16 protein-coding genes and 1 riboswitch are annotated in these 17,062 nt (G+C 49.6%); of the genes, 9 read left to right on the plus strand and 7 right to left on the minus strand.

The window, feature by feature from the left end; all coding sequences use genetic code 11:
* Positions 1 to 21: 21 nt before the first annotated feature.
* Together ABGU93_RS12155 and ABGU93_RS12160 are read right to left on the minus strand one after the other, a co-directional pair.
* On the minus strand, positions 22 to 327 hold the full coding sequence (locus ABGU93_RS12155; RefSeq protein ID WP_347413712.1) for a hypothetical protein: 306 nt from the start codon (positions 325 to 327) through the stop codon (positions 22 to 24).
* 450 nt (positions 328 to 777) lie between these two features.
* Positions 778 to 1,500: a gamma-glutamyl-gamma-aminobutyrate hydrolase family protein gene (locus ABGU93_RS12160; protein WP_347413713.1), complete on the minus strand. Its 723-nt coding sequence runs from the start codon at positions 1,498 to 1,500 to the stop codon at positions 778 to 780.
* A gap of 202 nt (positions 1,501 to 1,702) precedes the next feature.
* Here ABGU93_RS12160 and ABGU93_RS12165 point away from each other — a divergent pair, with 202 nt between their 5' ends.
* Positions 1,703 to 2,416, plus strand: a complete 714-nt coding sequence (locus tag ABGU93_RS12165; protein ID WP_347413714.1) for a hypothetical protein — start codon at positions 1,703 to 1,705, stop codon at positions 2,414 to 2,416.
* A 50-nt stretch (positions 2,417 to 2,466) separates the two neighbouring features.
* Here ABGU93_RS12165 and ABGU93_RS12170 read toward each other — a convergent pair whose 3' ends face one another.
* Positions 2,467 to 3,084: an NUDIX hydrolase gene (locus tag ABGU93_RS12170; RefSeq protein ID WP_347413715.1), complete on the minus strand. Its 618-nt coding sequence runs from the start codon at positions 3,082 to 3,084 to the stop codon at positions 2,467 to 2,469.
* Positions 3,085 to 3,349: 265 nt separating this feature from the next.
* Between ABGU93_RS12170 and ABGU93_RS12175 the strand changes: the two genes are divergently transcribed.
* Entirely contained in the window at positions 3,350 to 3,736 is a 387-nt protein-coding gene (locus tag ABGU93_RS12175) for a desulfoferrodoxin family protein (protein WP_347413716.1), read from the plus strand.
* Between the two features lie 67 nt (positions 3,737 to 3,803).
* Here the strand turns inward: ABGU93_RS12175 and ABGU93_RS12180 are convergent, their stop codons facing one another.
* Entirely contained in the window at positions 3,804 to 4,538 is a 735-nt protein-coding gene (locus tag ABGU93_RS12180; protein ID WP_347413717.1) for a GH25 family lysozyme, read from the minus strand.
* Positions 4,539 to 4,669: 131 nt separating this feature from the next.
* On the opposite strand from ABGU93_RS12180, the gene larE reads away from it, so the two are divergent.
* The gene (gene larE, locus ABGU93_RS12185) at positions 4,670 to 5,485 is read left to right on the plus strand and encodes an ATP-dependent sacrificial sulfur transferase LarE (RefSeq protein ID WP_347413718.1); all 816 of its coding nucleotides are present in this window, start codon (positions 4,670 to 4,672) and stop codon (positions 5,483 to 5,485) included.
* On the opposite strand, the gene ABGU93_RS12190 is transcribed toward larE, so the two are convergent.
* Genes ABGU93_RS12190 through ABGU93_RS12200 form a run of 3 tightly spaced genes read right to left on the minus strand, consistent with a single transcriptional unit; the run spans position 5,482 to position 8,767 of the window.
* Positions 5,482 to 7,335 (minus strand): ABC transporter ATP-binding protein, encoded by a 1,854-nt coding sequence (locus tag ABGU93_RS12190; protein ID WP_347413719.1) that lies wholly within the window; start codon positions 7,333 to 7,335, stop codon positions 5,482 to 5,484. The two genes, larE and ABGU93_RS12190, sit on opposite strands and share 4 nt — an antisense overlap.
* An 18-nt stretch (positions 7,336 to 7,353) precedes the next feature.
* Positions 7,354 to 8,295 carry an SPFH domain-containing protein gene (locus ABGU93_RS12195; RefSeq protein ID WP_347413720.1) on the minus strand — a complete coding sequence of 314 codons (942 nt, stop codon included), beginning with the start codon at positions 8,293 to 8,295 and terminating at the stop codon, positions 7,354 to 7,356.
* Between the two features lie 16 nt (positions 8,296 to 8,311).
* Complete coding sequence (locus ABGU93_RS12200) at positions 8,312 to 8,767, minus strand: NfeD family protein (protein WP_347413721.1); 456 nt, start codon at positions 8,765 to 8,767, stop codon at positions 8,312 to 8,314.
* A gap of 134 nt (positions 8,768 to 8,901) precedes the next feature.
* Positions 8,902 to 9,083, plus strand: a riboswitch (cobalamin riboswitch).
* Between the two features lie 267 nt (positions 9,084 to 9,350).
* Here ABGU93_RS12200 and thiC point away from each other — a divergent pair.
* The 6 genes from thiC to ABGU93_RS12230 all read left to right on the plus strand — a co-directional run bounded on the left by thiC (position 9,351) and on the right by ABGU93_RS12230 (position 17,011).
* Entirely contained in the window at positions 9,351 to 10,652 is a 1,302-nt protein-coding gene (gene thiC / locus ABGU93_RS12205; RefSeq protein WP_347413722.1) for a phosphomethylpyrimidine synthase ThiC, read from the plus strand.
* Positions 10,653 to 10,654: 2 nt separating this feature from the next.
* Positions 10,655 to 11,938, plus strand: coding sequence for a B12 lower ligand biosynthesis ThiC-like protein BzaB (gene bzaB / locus ABGU93_RS12210; RefSeq protein WP_347413723.1), 1,284 nt, complete (start codon positions 10,655 to 10,657; stop codon positions 11,936 to 11,938).
* A gap of 104 nt (positions 11,939 to 12,042) precedes the next feature.
* Positions 12,043 to 13,131 carry a nicotinate-nucleotide--dimethylbenzimidazole phosphoribosyltransferase gene (cobT, locus tag ABGU93_RS12215; RefSeq protein WP_347413724.1) on the plus strand — a complete coding sequence of 363 codons (1,089 nt, stop codon included), beginning with the start codon at positions 12,043 to 12,045 and terminating at the stop codon, positions 13,129 to 13,131.
* On the plus strand, positions 13,112 to 14,164 hold the full coding sequence (locus ABGU93_RS12220; RefSeq protein WP_347413725.1) for a class I SAM-dependent methyltransferase: 1,053 nt from the start codon (positions 13,112 to 13,114) through the stop codon (positions 14,162 to 14,164). Before cobT ends, ABGU93_RS12220 begins: the two co-directional genes overlap by 20 nt.
* 37 nt (positions 14,165 to 14,201) lie before the next feature.
* Positions 14,202 to 15,530: a B12 lower ligand biosynthesis radical SAM protein BzaD gene (bzaD, locus tag ABGU93_RS12225; RefSeq protein ID WP_347413726.1), complete on the plus strand. Its 1,329-nt coding sequence runs from the start codon at positions 14,202 to 14,204 to the stop codon at positions 15,528 to 15,530.
* Positions 15,527 to 17,011 carry a radical SAM protein gene (locus tag ABGU93_RS12230; protein ID WP_347413727.1) on the plus strand — a complete coding sequence of 495 codons (1,485 nt, stop codon included), beginning with the start codon at positions 15,527 to 15,529 and terminating at the stop codon, positions 17,009 to 17,011. Before bzaD ends, ABGU93_RS12230 begins: the two co-directional genes overlap by 4 nt.
* The last annotated feature ends 51 nt before the right edge of the window (positions 17,012 to 17,062 follow it).

Genomic DNA, 17,062 nt, shown 5'->3' on the forward strand with positions numbered 1-17,062 from the left:
TTTCGATCCGTTTTATTGTGATTAAACCAGTCCGAAATAATGTGAAAATTTACAGTAGGGCAGAAGTTCATCCACCTGCATCCCGTCAATTCCACCTGCACCCTTGTTTCTCTTAACCTGCTTGTAGGCCAGGTTCAGATTATCCCGGGTTAGAATTTTCTCCAGCAATCCATCCGTCTGCTCGTTTATGTTGGTGATTTCGGTCTCAATTATCTTTGGTGATGCGCACTCGTCTGCATATTCTTTCTGTTCCGCAGATACCTTTTGCAGATCGCCTTCATTATGAAGTTTTCTGTGTTTTATTTTATCACTGTCAGTAATCTTCATTGATCTTCACCTCCTCTGGTTCAGCCCTTCCTTCGGTGTCATGACCACCTCTGTACTATGGCTTCAGCTGACTTCTCACGATAAATCTTATTTCAACCGTATTTCATACTCTGTTTCCACACGTCCGTGAGATCTCCCCGGGTAAGAACGCAATCTTTCCTTCCATCTATCTGCCACATTTACACCATCAACTTCCGGGTAGTTTTGGGGCTTCGGTTTGTTATGCAACCTTACCCAGTTGATCATGCCTGATGTGATTTCTGTTCGTCAGACCGGAAGTTTGCCGCCGGCTTCCTTCAGATTCCCCGTCGCCGGGGACACCCTTGCCTTAAGCTATGCACTTGGCACTACCTACCCGTGCTCGGGACTTTCACCCGTTAGATTGCGCCCATGCCGGGCGCACATAGAAAAAGGATTTCCGGCTGCATCAACGCAGTCGGAAATCCTTTTTTAATCACGGCAAGCAGCCACAAAAGCCCGTAGCACTTTCAATGTATTTTCATCATCCCGCCATAAAAACTCGGGATGCCATTGTACCGCCAGACCAAAGCGGAGCTCCCGGATTTCCACCGCTTCCACCAGGCCGTCTGCGCTTGTAGCTGCGGCAAGTAGTTGGGGCGACAGGTGGGCAATCGCCTGATGATGCATACTATTAACCCAGATCGTTTCTGTCCCGATAATTTCATATAATCGGGAGTTCGTTGCGATACTGATCTGATGAACGGGAAAATCATAGTTATTTTGTTGAAAATGCTGAATCGGTAACTCCCGTTTTACCTGCTGATTGATATCCTGATAAAGGGTTCCGCCCAAGGCAACGTTTATTAATTGGAGGCCCCGACAAACTCCGAATATCGGTTTATCCCGGTCCATTACGGCCCGTAGCAGTCGCATTTCCAGCTGATCCCGGGGCGGATAGATCTCGTTGCTGTATTTGAGCAAGGCTTCCCCATAATGCCGGGGATCCACGTCCTGGCCGCCGCTGAAAACAAACCCATCCAGCCGCTCGGCAATGGCTTCGATATCCTCGTCGCGATTTAAAATTGAAAGAATCACCGGAATTCCGCCAGCCGCAGTTATCCCCTCGGGATAGCCCGGGTACATCCAGAGACTCTTCTTGATACTGTCATATAAGGGTAAGATCCCGATTAAGGGCTTTTTTTCAGAATTCATCGTTTTCCTCGTTTCCATGGATCATTTCAAAAATGGCATCTCATCCGCTTTCGCTTTGAAATACCATTGATACTATTTTAAACGAAAAACATCATAATCTCAAGGAAAGTTTGATTCTTGGACATAATTGTGACTAAAGTGTGATTGCTATTGTGCCAAAAGTGTTATAAAATATACCCATACATGAAATAGGAGCGACGGCATGCCAAAAAAAAGATTCTTAACTATCATCATTCTTTCCCTAATTGTTATTCTATTCGCCGGTTGCGATAAAGATGATGGCACTACGGCCTATCTGACCTTTATGACCCTACCTACAAAAGCAACCATACCTGATGGACTACATCTCGATTCGATTTTAAGCATCACCAACCCCATTCCGGATGATCCCACTGGTGCCACTACCACTGTCCAGTTTGGTGTCTTTGGTTTTACAAATACTGCCGGGGAACCGGTTTACTACGTTTATGGCAGAAAAGAATCCATATCCGGTGACCAGTCTCACCTGATCGGAGAAGGTTTTTATCAAGTGGAGTATCGGGTCGATGAACAAAACGTTTATCTGGCCTTAATAAACAGCAGCTCGCCGCTAACCAAGGTGGACAAAGCTAACGGAATTACCACGGCTTACGATGGTGAACTACCTTTTGCTTTTTATACCCCGGTGGAAGACCAGGATGGTTTTTACACCTTTGTCGATGCCAATGGGGTGACTCAATACCGGGTTTATGCCACTTTCCTGGGTAAGAACGGAAATTTCTTTCCCGCCTCGGAAGACGGGAAAATGATTGCCGGCGCGCTGCCGATCAACAAATCGGTGGAAGAAACCCTGCAAAGCCAGGGACAAAGCGGTGTTTCCAATCTGATTACCACCCCCATTACCTGTACCAACATACCAACCTCTTATGTTATATAATATAAACCACAAAAACCGGCGCGCTGCCGGTTTTTGTGGTTTTGCTATGATTAATCATATACCGGATGGTATTCCGGGTTTTGGTGAGCTTTAAAAAAGAGTGCCAGTTGTGCTTCGGTGGTTCGACCCAGCGACAGTGGCGGCAACTGATCCATGGCAAAGAAGCCGCTCTCGGTGGTTTCGGCATTGCCTTTAAAATCCCCTTCCAGCAGTTCGCACAGCATCAGAATCTTATAAATGGTATAGGGACAGGTATCCTGCACCCATTTGCTGCGATCCAAGAGCCCGACCAGTCGGGTTGGCTTAACCAGCACCCCGGCTTCTTCAAAGGCTTCTTTAATGACATTTTCCTGGGGCGTCCGGTTGACATCGGCCCAACCGCCCGGCAACGACCAGCAGCCATCAACCTTTTCCCGCACCAGCAGGATCTTATTTTCGACGATGACGCCGCCCCGGACATCGACCTTGGGCGTCAGATATCCTTCTTCCCGGACATAGTAATCCTTGATCACCTCATGGGAAACCTCGGTATGTTTTTCGATGATTTCCCGGGACAACTTTTCGATTTCGCGATAGCGGACCAGATCATAATCATTTTTGCAGTAGGTCAATCCTGACTGAGAGATTGATTGTAATTCTCTTGCCCATACAAGCCATTGTTTTTCCATTTTTCTTCTCGAAGCCGCGCTTCTCTCCTTTTAAAATTAACAATTCAAAACTGCCGTGAGCTTTGCTGCCGGTTTGTGGAAACCGACATCAAAGCAACTTCTATTCGATGCCTATAAATCACTTAATTGCTGAAAATTAACAATTTGTGTCTTCACTTTTTTAAATCTTATGTTATAATATAAACAAGAATTAATCTAATCTGTTTATTTCTTTATTTTTGGGGAATATAACAAAAGAGATTAACATTGACTTAGGAGGTCTATTATGTGTAAAGAACCAAAATTTTTCGTCTGTAAACATTGTGGGAATTTTGTGGGTATGATTCACGAATCTGGTGTCCAAATGATCTGCTGCGGCGATCCAATGACTGAAGTTGTTCCTAATACGACTGATGCCGCCCAGGAAAAACATGTGCCCGTTATCACCGTCAGCGGTAATACCGTCACTGTCGATATCGGCAGCGTTCCTCATCCAATGACACCAGAACACCATATCGCCTGGGTCTATCTGGAAACAACCGAAGGCGGCCAGCGAAAATGTCTGGCAGAAACCGGTGCCCCTAAAGCAGAATTTGCCTTAACACCTGGGGATAAAGTCATTGCTGCCTACGAATATTGTAACCTTCATGGTTTATGGAAAGCAAGTCTATAATTAAACACACGCTGTAAAAAATAATCAGATCACACAAAAGCTGCCGTAATGGCAGCTTTTTCTATTCTTAAAAGAATTCTTCGATAAATTCGGCGTAGGTGCCATTGTAGAGATTTGAATCAACAAAGGTTTCATCGCCATTATAACCATCCATCATGCCCCGGTGACTGTATTGCCAGAACGTAAAGGTTTCGCCGTTTGGCAGGGTTTCCGGCCATGAATTATCCAGGTCGACAATCCAAATCTTATAATCTTTGTAGTCGGTGCCAATATACATTTTGAAAATCCGCTGGGTGGTATAGATGATCGGTTTGACCCCGTAATTAGCTTCGACTTCCTTTAAAAATTCGTCAAGGATAATCTTTACCTGTTCTTTGGGTAGCGGGTTTGCTTCATAAATACCGTATAATTCCAAATCTACCACTGGCGGCAGAATTTTATCCGATACCGGCACATTTTTGATAAAATTACTGGCCTGATCTTTTCCGGTTGTTTCGTAACTCAAAAAGTGATATGCACCAACTTTCAACTGTGTTTTTTGACTTTCTTCCCAGTTGGTCTTAAACTGTTCGTCGACATAATCTTTGCCTTCGGTGGCCTTGATAAAGGCAAAATCGATGTTTTGATCGGCCAGCAGCTCCCAATCAATCTCGCCCTGATAAGCGGATAGATCCACCCCCTTGACCAGATGATCTTCACTTTTGGTCTGATTAAATGTATGGGTAACCCCATAAATAATTAACACGATGATAAACAAAACTCCAATTCCCACTCCCAGTGAGACGGCTTTTTTTACGGTCATTCAGTAATCCCCCTATCCTTTAATGTAAACATTATAACAAAATATTTACTGGCGGGGAACCCTCTTAAGGAGTTATAATATAGCCATTATCATAATAAAATAATTTAAACAGATACCCCCAAGGAGATACTATGAAGATAAAACCCACCCTAACCCCGGTTCTTGCCGAAAAACTGGTTGCTTTGAAAGAAAATATCAAACGTTTCCCCAAGGTCAGCATTGCCTTTTCTGGCGGAGTCGACAGCACCCTGCTGCTGCAGGTGGCGGTTTCTGTGCTGGGGCCTAATGTTTTGCCAATCACCGTCAACGGCGCGATGCTGCCCGGCTCAGAATTTGCTGAAGCGCAGGCGCTAGCTAAAGCCATGGGGGCTGTGCCTCTGGTGATTGATGCTGATGTTTTTTCGTTGGAGAATTTTGTCAAGAACCCGGCCGATCGCTGTTATCACTGTAAGAAATTTATTTTCACCCAGATCAAAGATGCGGCCCGGGCCAATGGCTACGAGGTGATTCTGGATGGCTCCAACCTCGATGACATGAAGGACTACCGGCCAGGCATCAAAGCCCTGGGCGAGCTGGGCGTTTTCAGTCCGTTAAAAGAAGCCGGCCTGACCAAGCAGGATATCCGCGAACTCTCGGCTTATTACGGCTTGCCCACCGCCACCAAGCCGGCCATGGCCTGCCTGGCCACCCGGATTCCCACCAACACCCCGATCACTTCCGCCGCCCTGACAGCCATCGAAGCCGGGGAGGATTTTCTCAAATCCCTGGGTTTAAGCCAATACCGGCTGCGGCTGCTGGGCGAGACCGCTAAAATTGAATGCGACCCCGGTGATTTTACCGCCATCATCGAAAACCGCCTGGCCCTGATCGACACCCTGAAAAACCTCGGCATCAAAACCATCACCCTGGACCTGGCCGGCTACAACTGCGGCAATATGAACGGCTAAAACTCTTCGTTCAATTCATCCAGATCGCGATACATCTGGTAGAGATCGTAGTAAACGCCTTCTTCCCGGAGCAGTTCCTCGTGGGAGCCTTTTTCGACGATCCCGTCTTCGGTGAGAACTAAGATCGAGTCCGCATTTTTGATGGTCGTCAGGCGATGGGCGATGGTAAAGGTGGTTCGGCCCCGGGTCAGCTCTTTCAGGGATTCCTGGACAATCCGTTCACTTTCATTATCCAGGGCTGAGGTAGCCTCATCAAGAATCAGAATCGGCGGGTTTTTCAAAAAGACCCGGGCTATGCTGATCCGCTGTTTCTGACCACCGGAAAGCTTGATTCCCCGTTCGCCGATATGGGTATCGTAACTTTGGGGGAGCTTCTCAATAAACTCATGAGCCCCGGCAAGTTTAGCTGCCTGGATCACACTATCCCGATCGGCATCATTCCGGCCGTAGCTGATATTCTCATAAACCGTACCCGAAAAGAGATAAACATCTTGCTGAACCACCCCCACCTGGGTTCGCAACGAGTGCAGGGTCAGGCCCTGAATATCCTGACCGTCAATCAGAATCCGGCCGGAGCTGACGTTGTAGAAGCGCGGAATCAGATGGCACATGGTCGTTTTGCCACTGCCGGAAGGCCCAACAATGGCAATGTTTTCGCCGGCTTTCACCTCGACATCGATATGAGAAAGCACTGCCTCGCCGCCATCGTTATATTGAAAGCTGACATCTTCAAAGCGGATCTCGCCAACCACATCGGTCAGTTCCACCTCATTGGCCTGATTTTCATATTCGGTAGGTTCATCAAGAATTTCAATAAACCGCTCAAACCCGGTCATGCCGCGTTGAAACTGTTCCGCAAATTCGACAATCCGACGGATTGAAGCCAGCAAGGTGGTAACATACATCAGATAGGCCACATAATCGCCCGGGTTAATGGCCCCGTTGATCATAAAAATGGCCCCGCAGACCATCACCAGCAGATACATCAGCCCGTCAAAGAGCCGGGTGGTCGTCTGAAAACCGGCGAAATAACGATAGGTTTTTCTTTTAACTTCCAGAAACTGACTGTTCCCGACTTCAAACTTCATTTCTTCAATATTTTCATTGGCAAAAGATTTGACTACCCGAATCCCCAGCAAATTATCCTCCACCTGGGCATTGATATCGCCAGTCTTAACCCGGGACCGCATCATTTCCCGGCGCATCCGTTTACGGAAATAAGTGGTCGTCAACAGCATCACCGGCAAAGCTGCAAAAATAATCAGGGTCAGCCAGATATTAACGCTGGCCAAAATCGCAAAAGATACCCCGATTTTTAAACCGGCAATAAAAAATTCCTCGGGGCAATGATGGGCAAACTCGGTCACATCAAAAAGATCTGAGGTGATCCGCGACATCAGCTGGCCAATTTTAGTGTCACTGTAAAACGAAAAAGACAGTTTCTGAAGATGTGAAAAGAGATCCCGACGCATATCGGTTTCAATTTGGGCCCCCATGACATGACCAACATTGGCCATAAAATAATTGGCGACCGCATCGATCAGCCGCAGCACCAGATAAACCAGCCCCAGTTTTAAAATCGTCGTCATCGTAAGACTGGCCAGATCATTGATGGCGGTATTGGTAATAAACCGCACAATCAACGGCAAAACCAGATCACAAACCGTCGTCAGGGTGGCACAAAACAGATCCAACAACAGAATCCATTTGTATTTTTGATAGTATGGTATGAAACGTTTGATGAGTTGCGTATTCGTGATTCCCAAAAATATTCCTTCTTTCTTAATTGGTGTATTTAAAAACTTAGGGCAATTGGGAAACGGCTTGCCGCTTTCCAATTGCCCATTCATGGTCGTTGATATATTGCGTTACTGAATGTCTTTGGTCTGATCCTTCATGATTTCACTGAGGGATGTGGCCAGACCGGCCAACCCCTGAATTTCTGAAGGAATAATAATCTTGGTGGCTTTGCCGTCGGCGACCTTTTCAAAGGTGGACAAGCTCTTCAGGGCAATGACCGACTTGATCGGATCAGCTTCATTGAGCATTTTAACGCCCTGGGCAACCGCTTCCTGAACCTTGATAATGGCTTCCGCTTCCCCTTCGGCCCTTCTGATCTGGGCTTCGCGATCGGCTTCAGCACTGAGAATGGCGGCCGCTTTTAAACCTTCGGCGTTAAGAATAGCTGCTGATTTTTCCCCTTCGGCGACCAGAATCGCACTGGCTTTTTCACCCTCGGCCTGGAGAATTTTTTCCCGCCGTTCCCGCTCAGCCTTCATCTGCCGTTCCATGGCATTCTGGATAGCATCTGGTGGCATGATATTTTTAAGTTCGACGCGGTTGATTTTAATCCCCCAGGGGTCGGTGGCTTCATCGAGTATCACCCGCATTTTGGTATTGATAACATCCCGGGAGGTGAGAGTAGCATCCAGTTCCATATCGCCAATGATATTACGGAGGGTGGTGGCGGTGAGGTTTTCAATCGCCTTCATGGGGTTATCCACCCCATACATATAGAATTTAGGGTCGGTGACCTGTAAGTAAATAACCGTATCAATCTGCATCGTGACGTTGTCTTTGGTAATGACCGGTTGCGGCGGAAAATCCGCGACTCGCTCTTTTAAACTGATCCGCTTGGAAATCCGGTCAAAAATCGGAATCGCGATATGAAAACCGGTTTCCCAGGTAGCATGATAAGCACCCAGCCGTTCCACCACATAGGCGTTAGCCTGGGGCACAATCTTGGCATTGACAATAATCACAACAATAAAAATGATAAATATTACGCCTAAAACAATCAGTCCATACATAATTTTTTTCCTCCTTTTATTCAGAAACTATTTCTTTTTCAACCACTTTAACCATGGCCTTGACCCCTTCGATGCCCACCACGATCACTTCCGCATTAACGGGAATAACGGCCTCGCCGTCGATATTTCGGGCCGTCCAGGATTTGCCGTCAATTTTGACCGCCCCCTGTCCTTTGAGGTTATTGATTTCTTCCTCAACAATCCCCCGGTTTTGCAAGATCCGATCGGCATTGGTGGCCATTGTTTTGGGATCCAGATGTTTCTTTAAAAACGGCTTGGTCCCCAATAATAACCCAATCGAGACCGCGAAAAAAAGCGTCATCTGCAACCAGAAGGCGGCGCCAAAATAAGCGGCTGCCAAGGCCACCAGCGCCCCGATACAAAACCAGATCGAAACCAGCGCGCCCGCGGTAACCAGTTCAGCCACCAGAAAAACGACAAACAAGACCAACCAGACAAAAACAATATTCATCCTCTCACCTCCCTCATTCACTTGATTTCATTATAACATAGTTTGTTTCGTTTTTTTATGGCAACTGCACAAATCAGTTTTTTTTATTTTTTTCTTGCACATTCATTTTTAGTGTGTATAATTAAGAATAAGTGAATAAAAAAGCGAGCATAGGTGCCTTAGCAATAAGGAGAATAGGGAATCAGGTGAGAGTCCTGAACGAACCCATCACTGTAAGGGCGGAGCAAACCACAAGAACCACTGTTTTTTAATGGGAAGGTGTGGCGTAGCGCTAAAACCCCGAGTCAGGAGACCTGCCTATGAATCGATCCTGAATGAACGAAGGTAAAGTTCATGGCTGTTATTGTAAAAAATAACCGCTGTGGACTTTTTTATTTGCCAAAATCTTGCCATTCATAACTATACTGCCGTGAGCTTCGCTGTCTGTTTACATAAAACAATTTTTACACTGTACGGCGGACAGTCTATCGACTGTTCGCCTACACGTTACAAAATTGGTTATGAAAACTGACATCAAAGCAATTAAGGTTAGTTCTGAAATTGGTAATTATTTACAATAACTACAATCATTCAGGAGGAAACAATGACAATTCTGGAAAAAGCACGCGCTGGTGAAATCACCGCCGAAATGATTTATGTGGCAGAAAAAGAAGGGATCGATCCCGAGCTGATTCGCCAGGGGGTGGCTGCTGGTGAAATCGTCATCTTGATGAGTTCCCGGCCCAATATCAACCCGGTTGCCGTGGGCAAAGGTCTGTTTACCAAGGTCTCGGCCAGCGTCGGGATGTATGAAGCGGATGATACCATCGCCGGTGAAATGGCTAAGATCGATCAGGCCGTTAAGGCCAAGGCCGATACCCTGATGGACTTAAGTGTTCTCGGCCCGATCGACGAGATGCGCGAAAAAGTCTTAACCACCGTGGACCGGCCGGTGGGTACCCTGCCCCTGTATCAGACCCTGGCCGTGGCGCAGGAAAAATACGGTACCGCTTTAGATATGACCGCCGACGACATGTTTGCGATGATGGAAAAGCATGCTGCAGATGGGGTCAGCTTTTTAGCCCTGCACTGTGGCACCACCATGGATGTGATCAACCGCGCCAAAGAAGAAGGCCGGATTGATCCCCTGGTCAGTTATGGGGGTTCCCACCTGATCGGCTGGATGGTTCACAACCACTGTGAAAATCCCTTCTTTACCCAATATGACCGGGTCCTGGAAATCTGTAAAAAATACGATGTCGTGCTGAGCTTTGCCGACGGCATGCGCCCCGGCTGCATCGCTGATTCGCTGGACGGCGCTCAGGTTCATGAATTGGTGATCCTCGGCGGCCTGGTTAAAAAGGCCCGGGCGGCCGGAGTTCAGGTGATGGTCAAAGGACCGGGCCACGTGCCCCTGGATCAGATCCAGACCACCGTTCAATTACAGAAACAATTATGCGGCGGCGCGCCCTACTTTGTCTTCGGCTGTCTGCCCACCGATTCCGGAGCGGGTATGGACCACGTCACCGGCGCCATCGGCGGGGCCATCGCCGCCTTTTACGGCGCTGACTTCCTCTGCTACGTGACCCCGGCGGAACACATCGGCATGCCGAGTGCTGATGATGTTTATCTGGGGGTGATGGCCAGCCGCATTGCTGCCCATGCCGGCGATGTCGGCAAAGGGCATCCGACAGCCATTGCCTGGGATCTGGAAATGTCCCATGCCCGGCGGGAACTGAACTGGGGCCAACAGATGGAACTGGCCATCGATACCGAAACCGCCACCCAGGTCTGGAAGGATCGCAGCACCAACTTCGAATCTGAGTGCAGCATGTGCGGCGACTTCTGTGCCATGAAAATTGTCGGCAAGTATTTACGAGACGAAAACCAGGAAGCGAGGAACTAGTCATGACCCAAATGTTAAAAGCCCGTCAGGGTAAAATTACCGAAGAAATGGAAATGGTGGCGATCAGCGAAGGCTTCACACCCGAATTTATCCGCGCCGGAGTAGCCGCCGGCCGAATCGTCATTCCTAAAAATAAATTGCGCAACCGGACTAAAATCTGTGGTATCGGCGGCGGCCTGGACGTTAAAGTCAATGGCCTGATGGGCACCTCCGGTGACCGGGATGATATGGAAATGGAAGTCAAAAAACTCAAAATCATTGAGGAAACAGGTGCTCACGGCTTTATGGATTTAAGCATGGGTGAAGATATTGATACGATGCGAACCCTGAGTTTAACCAATTCCAATATCGCCGCCGGCTGCGTGCCGGTTTATCAGGCAGCCAAAGAAGCGGCTGATAAACGCGGCCTGATGGTCAATATGACCGCTGATGACTTGTTTGATGTGGTGGAAAAACAGTGCCAGGCCGGTATGGATTTTATGGCCGTGCACTCGGCCCTGAATATGGATCTGCTTAAAATATTGAAAAAAACCGGTCGTGTTGCCGATATCTGCAGCCGCGGCGGCTCGCTGATGACCGGCTGGATGTTCCATAACGATAAAGAAAATCCACTTTACGCTGAATTTGACCGGCTGCTGGAGATTCTTAAAGCCACCGATACGGTTCTCAGCATCGGCGATGCCATCCGCCCCGGCGCCAATGCCGATTCTCTCGATCAGGCCCACCTGCGCGGCTTAATGGTCGCTGGTGAGCTGACCAAACGGGCTCTGGCCGCTGGCGTTCAGGTGATGGTGGAAGGTCCCGGCCATGTCCCGCTAAACCATATTCCGTCAGCGATGCTGTTGCAAAAACGGCTTTGCTTTGACGTGCCCTACTATATTCTGGGCTTCCTGGCCACCGATGTGGCTCCCGGTTATGATAATATTTCCGGAGCCATTGGCGGCGCCTTTGCCGGTATGCACGGAGCTGACTTCCTGTGTTATCTGACCCCCGCCGAACATCTGGGTCTGCCCAATGAAGAAGATGTCCGCATCGGTGTCGAAACCACCCGGATCGCCGCCAATGCTGCCAATGTCTTAAAGCGTGGCGGCGCGGCCTGGAACCGTGATCTGGCAATGTCCCGGGCGCGGGTTTCCCGCAACCAGGAGGAACAGGTCAAAAACGCCATTAATCAGGCCAATCTGATCTCCGCTTTGGCGGCCCAAAAGCCATCCCATGGCTGTGCCGTCTGTGCCGACAGCAAATGTCCGGCCGATGTAGCAGCGGAGTTTTTTGGGCTGGCTTAAATAATAAACCCTCCGGTGCGGGCGGCTTACCCACCCGCACCCTGGATAATGATAACGGATCAATCTTCCATATTCATTTAATATCAATAGAAGGGATAAATACCATGATCGAAACCAAATATACCTTAAAACAGGTCATCGATAATACCGAACCGGCAGATCCCAAGTGGCGTCAGGCGGCCCGGGATCATATTGAAAAATTGGCAATTCCGCCCTGGAGCCTCGGTCAGCTGCTGGTTGTCGCTGAACAACTGGCCGGGATTCAACGCACCATCCGCCCCAATGTCGATAAAAAAATGGTCATCACCATGGCCGGGGATCACGGCGTGGTGGCCGAAGGCGTTTCCGCCTTTCCCCAGGAAGTGACCCCGCAGATGGTAGAAAACTTTGTCAAAGGCGGAGCTGGCATTAATATTCTGGCCAAAGCCGCCGGCGCCGAAGTGATTGTCGTCGATATGGGCGTCGCTGTGGACATGCCCGAACTGGTTGAACAAGGCGCCATCATCGACTGTAAGATCGCCCATGGCACCAAAAACTTTTACCGCGAACCGGCAATGACCCGGCAACAGGCCATTGCCGCCCTGGAAGCGGGCATCAATGTGGCTTCCAAGGTCATTGAAGAACAGGGGATCAACCTGCTGGCCACCGGCGATATGGGGATCGGCAACACGACCCCCAGCGCCGCTATTTTAGCCGTCATGGCGGAGTATCCGGTTTCATCGGTAACCGGCCGGGGCACCGGCATTGATAACGCCGCTCTGATTAATAAGATCAAAGTGATTCGCGAATCGATTAACCGCCATCAACCGGATAAAAGCGATCCCCTTGATGTGCTATCAAAAGTGGGCGGCTATGAGATTGCCGGGATTGCCGGCGTGATCCTGGGGGCTGCCTATCATCAGGTCCCGGTGCTGGTGGACGGCTTTATTTCCACTGCCGGCGCGCTGATTGCCAAGGCCCTCTGTCCCCAATCCCTGGATTACATGATTCCCTCCCATCAGAGTGAAGAACCCGGGCATCAGCTGATGTGGCAGGCCCTGGGATTACGGCCGCTGCTCAACCTCAATTTCCGCTTGGGGGAAGGCACCGGCGCGGCGGTGGCCATGCACCTGGTCGAATCCTCAGCCCGGGTCATCTGTGACGTCTTAACCTTTGCCGATGCAGGAGTAACCAATGGTCATGAAGGGGTATGATCCCCGTACCAATGGCGGCCAGTATCTGGAAGATCTGGCTACTGCCTACTGGGTTTCCGACGCTCTATTCACGGCACTGGAAATGGATCTTTTTCAGACCATCGATGATTTCGGAATCCGGGGCGCCAATCTCTTTGAGCTCGCCCAAAAACTACAGGCCAATGAAAGCGCCCTGGAACGTTACCTGGCACTTCTTAACAGCCTGGGATTAGTGGGCTACTACAAAAACGTATATTATAACCAATTAATTACCAAAGAATATTTACTGAAGGCGAGTCCCCTTTATCAGGGGGACTCGCTGCTGTGGCGAAAAAATCTAAGCGATGACTGGAGTACCCTGAAAGCCGCGCTGACCGCCGGCGGTCGGGTCAACTTTCTGCCGGAAACGATCAGTGAAGCGGAGCTGAATCGGCGCCGGGCCAAATATATCAAGGCCATGGACAATGTCGCCAAGCTTAAAGCCCGGGACTGCACCACCTTTTTTACCGCCCTCAGCGGCGCTATTCTCGATGTGGGCACCGGCTCCGGGGCCATGGCCCTGGCTTTTTTAGAGGCCTTTCCGGACACCGACGCGACCCTGTTAGATATTGAGCAGATGCTGCCCCAGACCCAAAAGCTTGTCGCTGCCACGGGGTTTGCCGATCGGGTTTGCTACCATCCTGCTAATATTCTGGAACCAGAATGGGGACTTACTCAAAAGTATCAGCTGATCATCCTTTCAAATATTGTTCACGCCTACGCCGAAGCGGAAAATGAACAGGTTTTAAAAATCGCCGCCAGCCATTTGAGCGATGACGGCATCATTCTGATCCATGATTTCTTTAATGAACATGACCCGATCAAAGCCCATCTGAGCGATATCAATATGTTTTTAAACACCTACAACGGCAAGGTTTTTTCCGGAGCCTGGGTAATTGCCGAACTGGAAAAGCATGATTTGGTCACCTCGCCGCTGATGCCCCTGGCCACCGACACGGCCCTGATCTTTGCCGCCCGATCTCAGTCGGTCCTGGAGCGCCTCTGTTTAAAATAAGATACTGATTAACCGCTAATTAACTCAAGGAGAAACCATGAAAATACTTTTCATTCAAGCCCTCTCAATGGAGGGTATCGATATCGAGCGGGTTTATCCCATTGGGATCGTCGTCCTGGCATCCCAGGTCGAACGCCAAACCAATCATCAGCTGCAGATTTTTGACATGAATATGGCCCTCGATCCCTATGGGGATCTGCGGCAGCAGCTGGATGTTCATCAGCCGGACGTGGTCTGCCTGTCGTTACGAAACATCGATCCCCTGGGCAATAAAACCTCATCGCTGATTCCCGGCTTTGCTGTTACCCTGGCTTTTATCAAGCGCTACTTACCAAACACCAAAATCTTAGCCGGCGGAACCGGTTTTTCGCTGTTTCCGGAACGGCTGATGAACGAATATCCGGAAATTGATTACGGCGTCACCGGTGAAGCTGAAAAAATCATTGTGCCGCTGCTGGAAAATCTGGACAACCCGCCCCGCCTGCCAGGACTCTGTTTTCGGGAGCAGGGCAAAGTCACAATCGTTCCGCCAGTTGGCGATTATGATATGCGGGGTTATGTGATGCCCAACCGCGATCTGCTCGATCCCCGACCCTACCTCACGGTCAATAAATATGTGGAAAGTATCGGTGTGGAAACCAAACGGGGCTGCTGTTTTAGCTGCGGCTACTGTTCCTATCCGCTGCTGCAGGGAACTAAAATGCGCTGCCGTACCCCGGAAGCGGTGGTCGACGAAATTCAGTTTCTCTATGACACCTACGGCGTCACCCGGATCCATTTCACCGATTCAGTGGTCAATATTCCCGTCGATCATCTCGATGCGATCTGTACCGAAATTATCCGGCGCGATCTGAAAATCAACTGGAGCGGCTTTTTCCGGGAAAACCTGTTAACCGAGGAAAATGTCGCCCTCTATACCCAGTCCGGCTGCGAATGTTTTTCGCTGTCCCCCGACGGCCTCAGCCAGACAGCCCTGGATGCCATAGATAAACATATGCGGGTCCAGGATATCCTCGACACCGCCCAGGTTCTGGCCAACAGCGGCGTCGTTACCGTTTATCACTTCCTTGTCAATACCCCCGGAGATACCGCCGCAACCCAGCAAGAAGCCAAAGACCTGATCGACGCGATTTATGCGATCCATCACGCTTCCAAAACCCTGGGCACCATCGTTCTCAATAATATCCGGATTTTACCAGGCACCAAGGTCGAACAGCAGGCGCTGGAGCATGGCGTGATCACCCCAGAAACCGATCTGCTCTACCCGACCTATTACAACCCGGCGCCCTTTGACCGGGTCCGTTATGAGCTGGAAATCTATCATACCAAAAAAAATATCTTTATGTGGCAGGAGGTCACCTCATGAACGTCATCCTATTAGAACATCCCCGCTCCTACGGCGACGACCGCTGCAACGATATTGCCAACGCCCCCCTTTCCGCCTGCCTGAACACCGGCTATATCGGCGGCATGCTGGCGGCCAACAAGATTGATGTGACGATTGTCGACGGTTATCTGGAACAGCTGGATTATCCGGCCATTGAAGAACAGATTGCAGCGCTGAAGCCGACGATTTTAGGGATTCACCTGGTTTATCACTGGGAGGACAATAAAACCCTTTATCAGTTTATCGAACACGTCAAACAAACCTATGGGATTGCCTATGTCTGCGTCTATGGTTTTTACCCCACCTTTGCCTATGAAGAAATCCTAACCCGCTGTCCGGCCATTGATGGCGCCTTACTGGGCGAGGCTGAACTGACTTTTTTAAAGCTGGCCGAAAATTTCCCTACCGTCCCCCAGGCGGGAATCGCCGCGCGCAGTGATACCGGCATCGTCGCCAGCCGCGGCGAAGTGGTCATCGATGTTGATAGCTTGCCCTTTCCCCTGCGCAGCGCCGGTTCCTATTCGTTTGGTGAGGTCAATATTTCCGGCAGCCGGGGTTGCTACGGCGGCTGTACCTTCTGCTATATCAACCCCTACTACGGCGATACCAAACGGAAATGGCGGGGCCGCAGTCCGGAGAATATCATCGCCGAAATCGATGCGGTGATGCAGGAAACCGATATCCGTTACTTTTATTTTATGGATCCCAACTTCTACGGCCCCGGTCGCGCCGGCAAAGAGCGGGTCCTGAAACTGGCCCGTCTTTTAAAGGAACGCCAGATCCACTTTGGCATTGAAGCCCGGGCCAACGATATTGAAGCCGAAACCATCAAAGCCCTGACTGACGCCGGTCTTAAACACATCCTGATCGGTCTGGAAAGCGGCCGGGACGAGGCCCTGAAACGGCTGAATAAGCTGACCACGGTGGCCGATAATGAGAATGCCCTGCGCATCCTGCGGCAATACGGGATCGAACCCAGCGTCGGCTTTATCATGTTTGAACCCGACTCGACCCTGGAAGACCTGAAAGTCAACTATGACTTTTTAATGCGCAACAAGCTACTGGATAAATTGGAGATCAGTGTCAACGTGCTCTACCATCATATGATTATTCTCCAGGGCAGCTCATCCTACAAAGCCCTGCAGGAGCAGGGACGGCTGAATATTTCGGCGCACTCCACCTATGAGGCGGACACTGATTATCTCAATCCCCGGGTGGCCATGCTGGCCGGGATGATGCGGGATATGACCAATCATATCTTTTCGTATATGAAGGATACCTGGGAACTGAGCTTCAAAAAAGATCCGGTGATTCTAGAAAAATACCGGATGATCAACCAGCTGCTGGTTCAATCCTTTGAAGATTATCTTTATTTACTAAAAAACCGAGAACTCAGCACCGATCAGCGCAACAACTATGTGGAGGTCTTTAATCGTACCGTTGATGAAATAATGATCTAAATCGGGTAGGAGGCTGACCATTAATTGATCAGCCGACCTCCCACACCACCG

The organism is Acetobacterium sp., from assembly GCF_039830195.1.
In the GTDB taxonomy this organism is placed as follows: Bacteria; Bacillota; Clostridia; order Eubacteriales; family Eubacteriaceae; genus Acetobacterium.

Excerpts from the sequence above, each read along its gene's own strand:
- ABGU93_RS12155 (WP_347413712.1), bottom strand. The coding sequence starts at position 327 with ATGAAGATTACTGACAGTGATAAAATAAAACACAGAAAACTTCATAAT.
- ABGU93_RS12160 (WP_347413713.1), bottom strand. The coding sequence starts at position 1,500 with ATGAATTCTGAAAAAAAGCCCTTAATCGGGATCTTACCCTTATATGAC.
- ABGU93_RS12165 (WP_347413714.1), top strand. The coding sequence starts at position 1,703 with ATGCCAAAAAAAAGATTCTTAACTATCATCATTCTTTCCCTAATTGTT.
- ABGU93_RS12170 (WP_347413715.1), bottom strand. The coding sequence starts at position 3,084 with ATGGAAAAACAATGGCTTGTATGGGCAAGAGAATTACAATCAATCTCT.
- ABGU93_RS12175 (WP_347413716.1), top strand. The coding sequence starts at position 3,350 with ATGTGTAAAGAACCAAAATTTTTCGTCTGTAAACATTGTGGGAATTTT.
- ABGU93_RS12180 (WP_347413717.1), bottom strand. The coding sequence starts at position 4,538 with ATGACCGTAAAAAAAGCCGTCTCACTGGGAGTGGGAATTGGAGTTTTG.
- larE (WP_347413718.1), top strand. The coding sequence starts at position 4,670 with ATGAAGATAAAACCCACCCTAACCCCGGTTCTTGCCGAAAAACTGGTT.
- ABGU93_RS12190 (WP_347413719.1), bottom strand. The coding sequence starts at position 7,335 with ATGAATGGGCAATTGGAAAGCGGCAAGCCGTTTCCCAATTGCCCTAAG.
- ABGU93_RS12195 (WP_347413720.1), bottom strand. The coding sequence starts at position 8,295 with ATGTATGGACTGATTGTTTTAGGCGTAATATTTATCATTTTTATTGTT.
- ABGU93_RS12200 (WP_347413721.1), bottom strand. The coding sequence starts at position 8,767 with ATGAATATTGTTTTTGTCTGGTTGGTCTTGTTTGTCGTTTTTCTGGTG.
- thiC (WP_347413722.1), top strand. The coding sequence starts at position 9,351 with ATGACAATTCTGGAAAAAGCACGCGCTGGTGAAATCACCGCCGAAATG.
- bzaB (WP_347413723.1), top strand. The coding sequence starts at position 10,655 with ATGACCCAAATGTTAAAAGCCCGTCAGGGTAAAATTACCGAAGAAATG.
- cobT (WP_347413724.1), top strand. The coding sequence starts at position 12,043 with ATGATCGAAACCAAATATACCTTAAAACAGGTCATCGATAATACCGAA.
- ABGU93_RS12220 (WP_347413725.1), top strand. The coding sequence starts at position 13,112 with ATGGTCATGAAGGGGTATGATCCCCGTACCAATGGCGGCCAGTATCTG.
- bzaD (WP_347413726.1), top strand. The coding sequence starts at position 14,202 with ATGAAAATACTTTTCATTCAAGCCCTCTCAATGGAGGGTATCGATATC.
- ABGU93_RS12230 (WP_347413727.1), top strand. The coding sequence starts at position 15,527 with ATGAACGTCATCCTATTAGAACATCCCCGCTCCTACGGCGACGACCGC.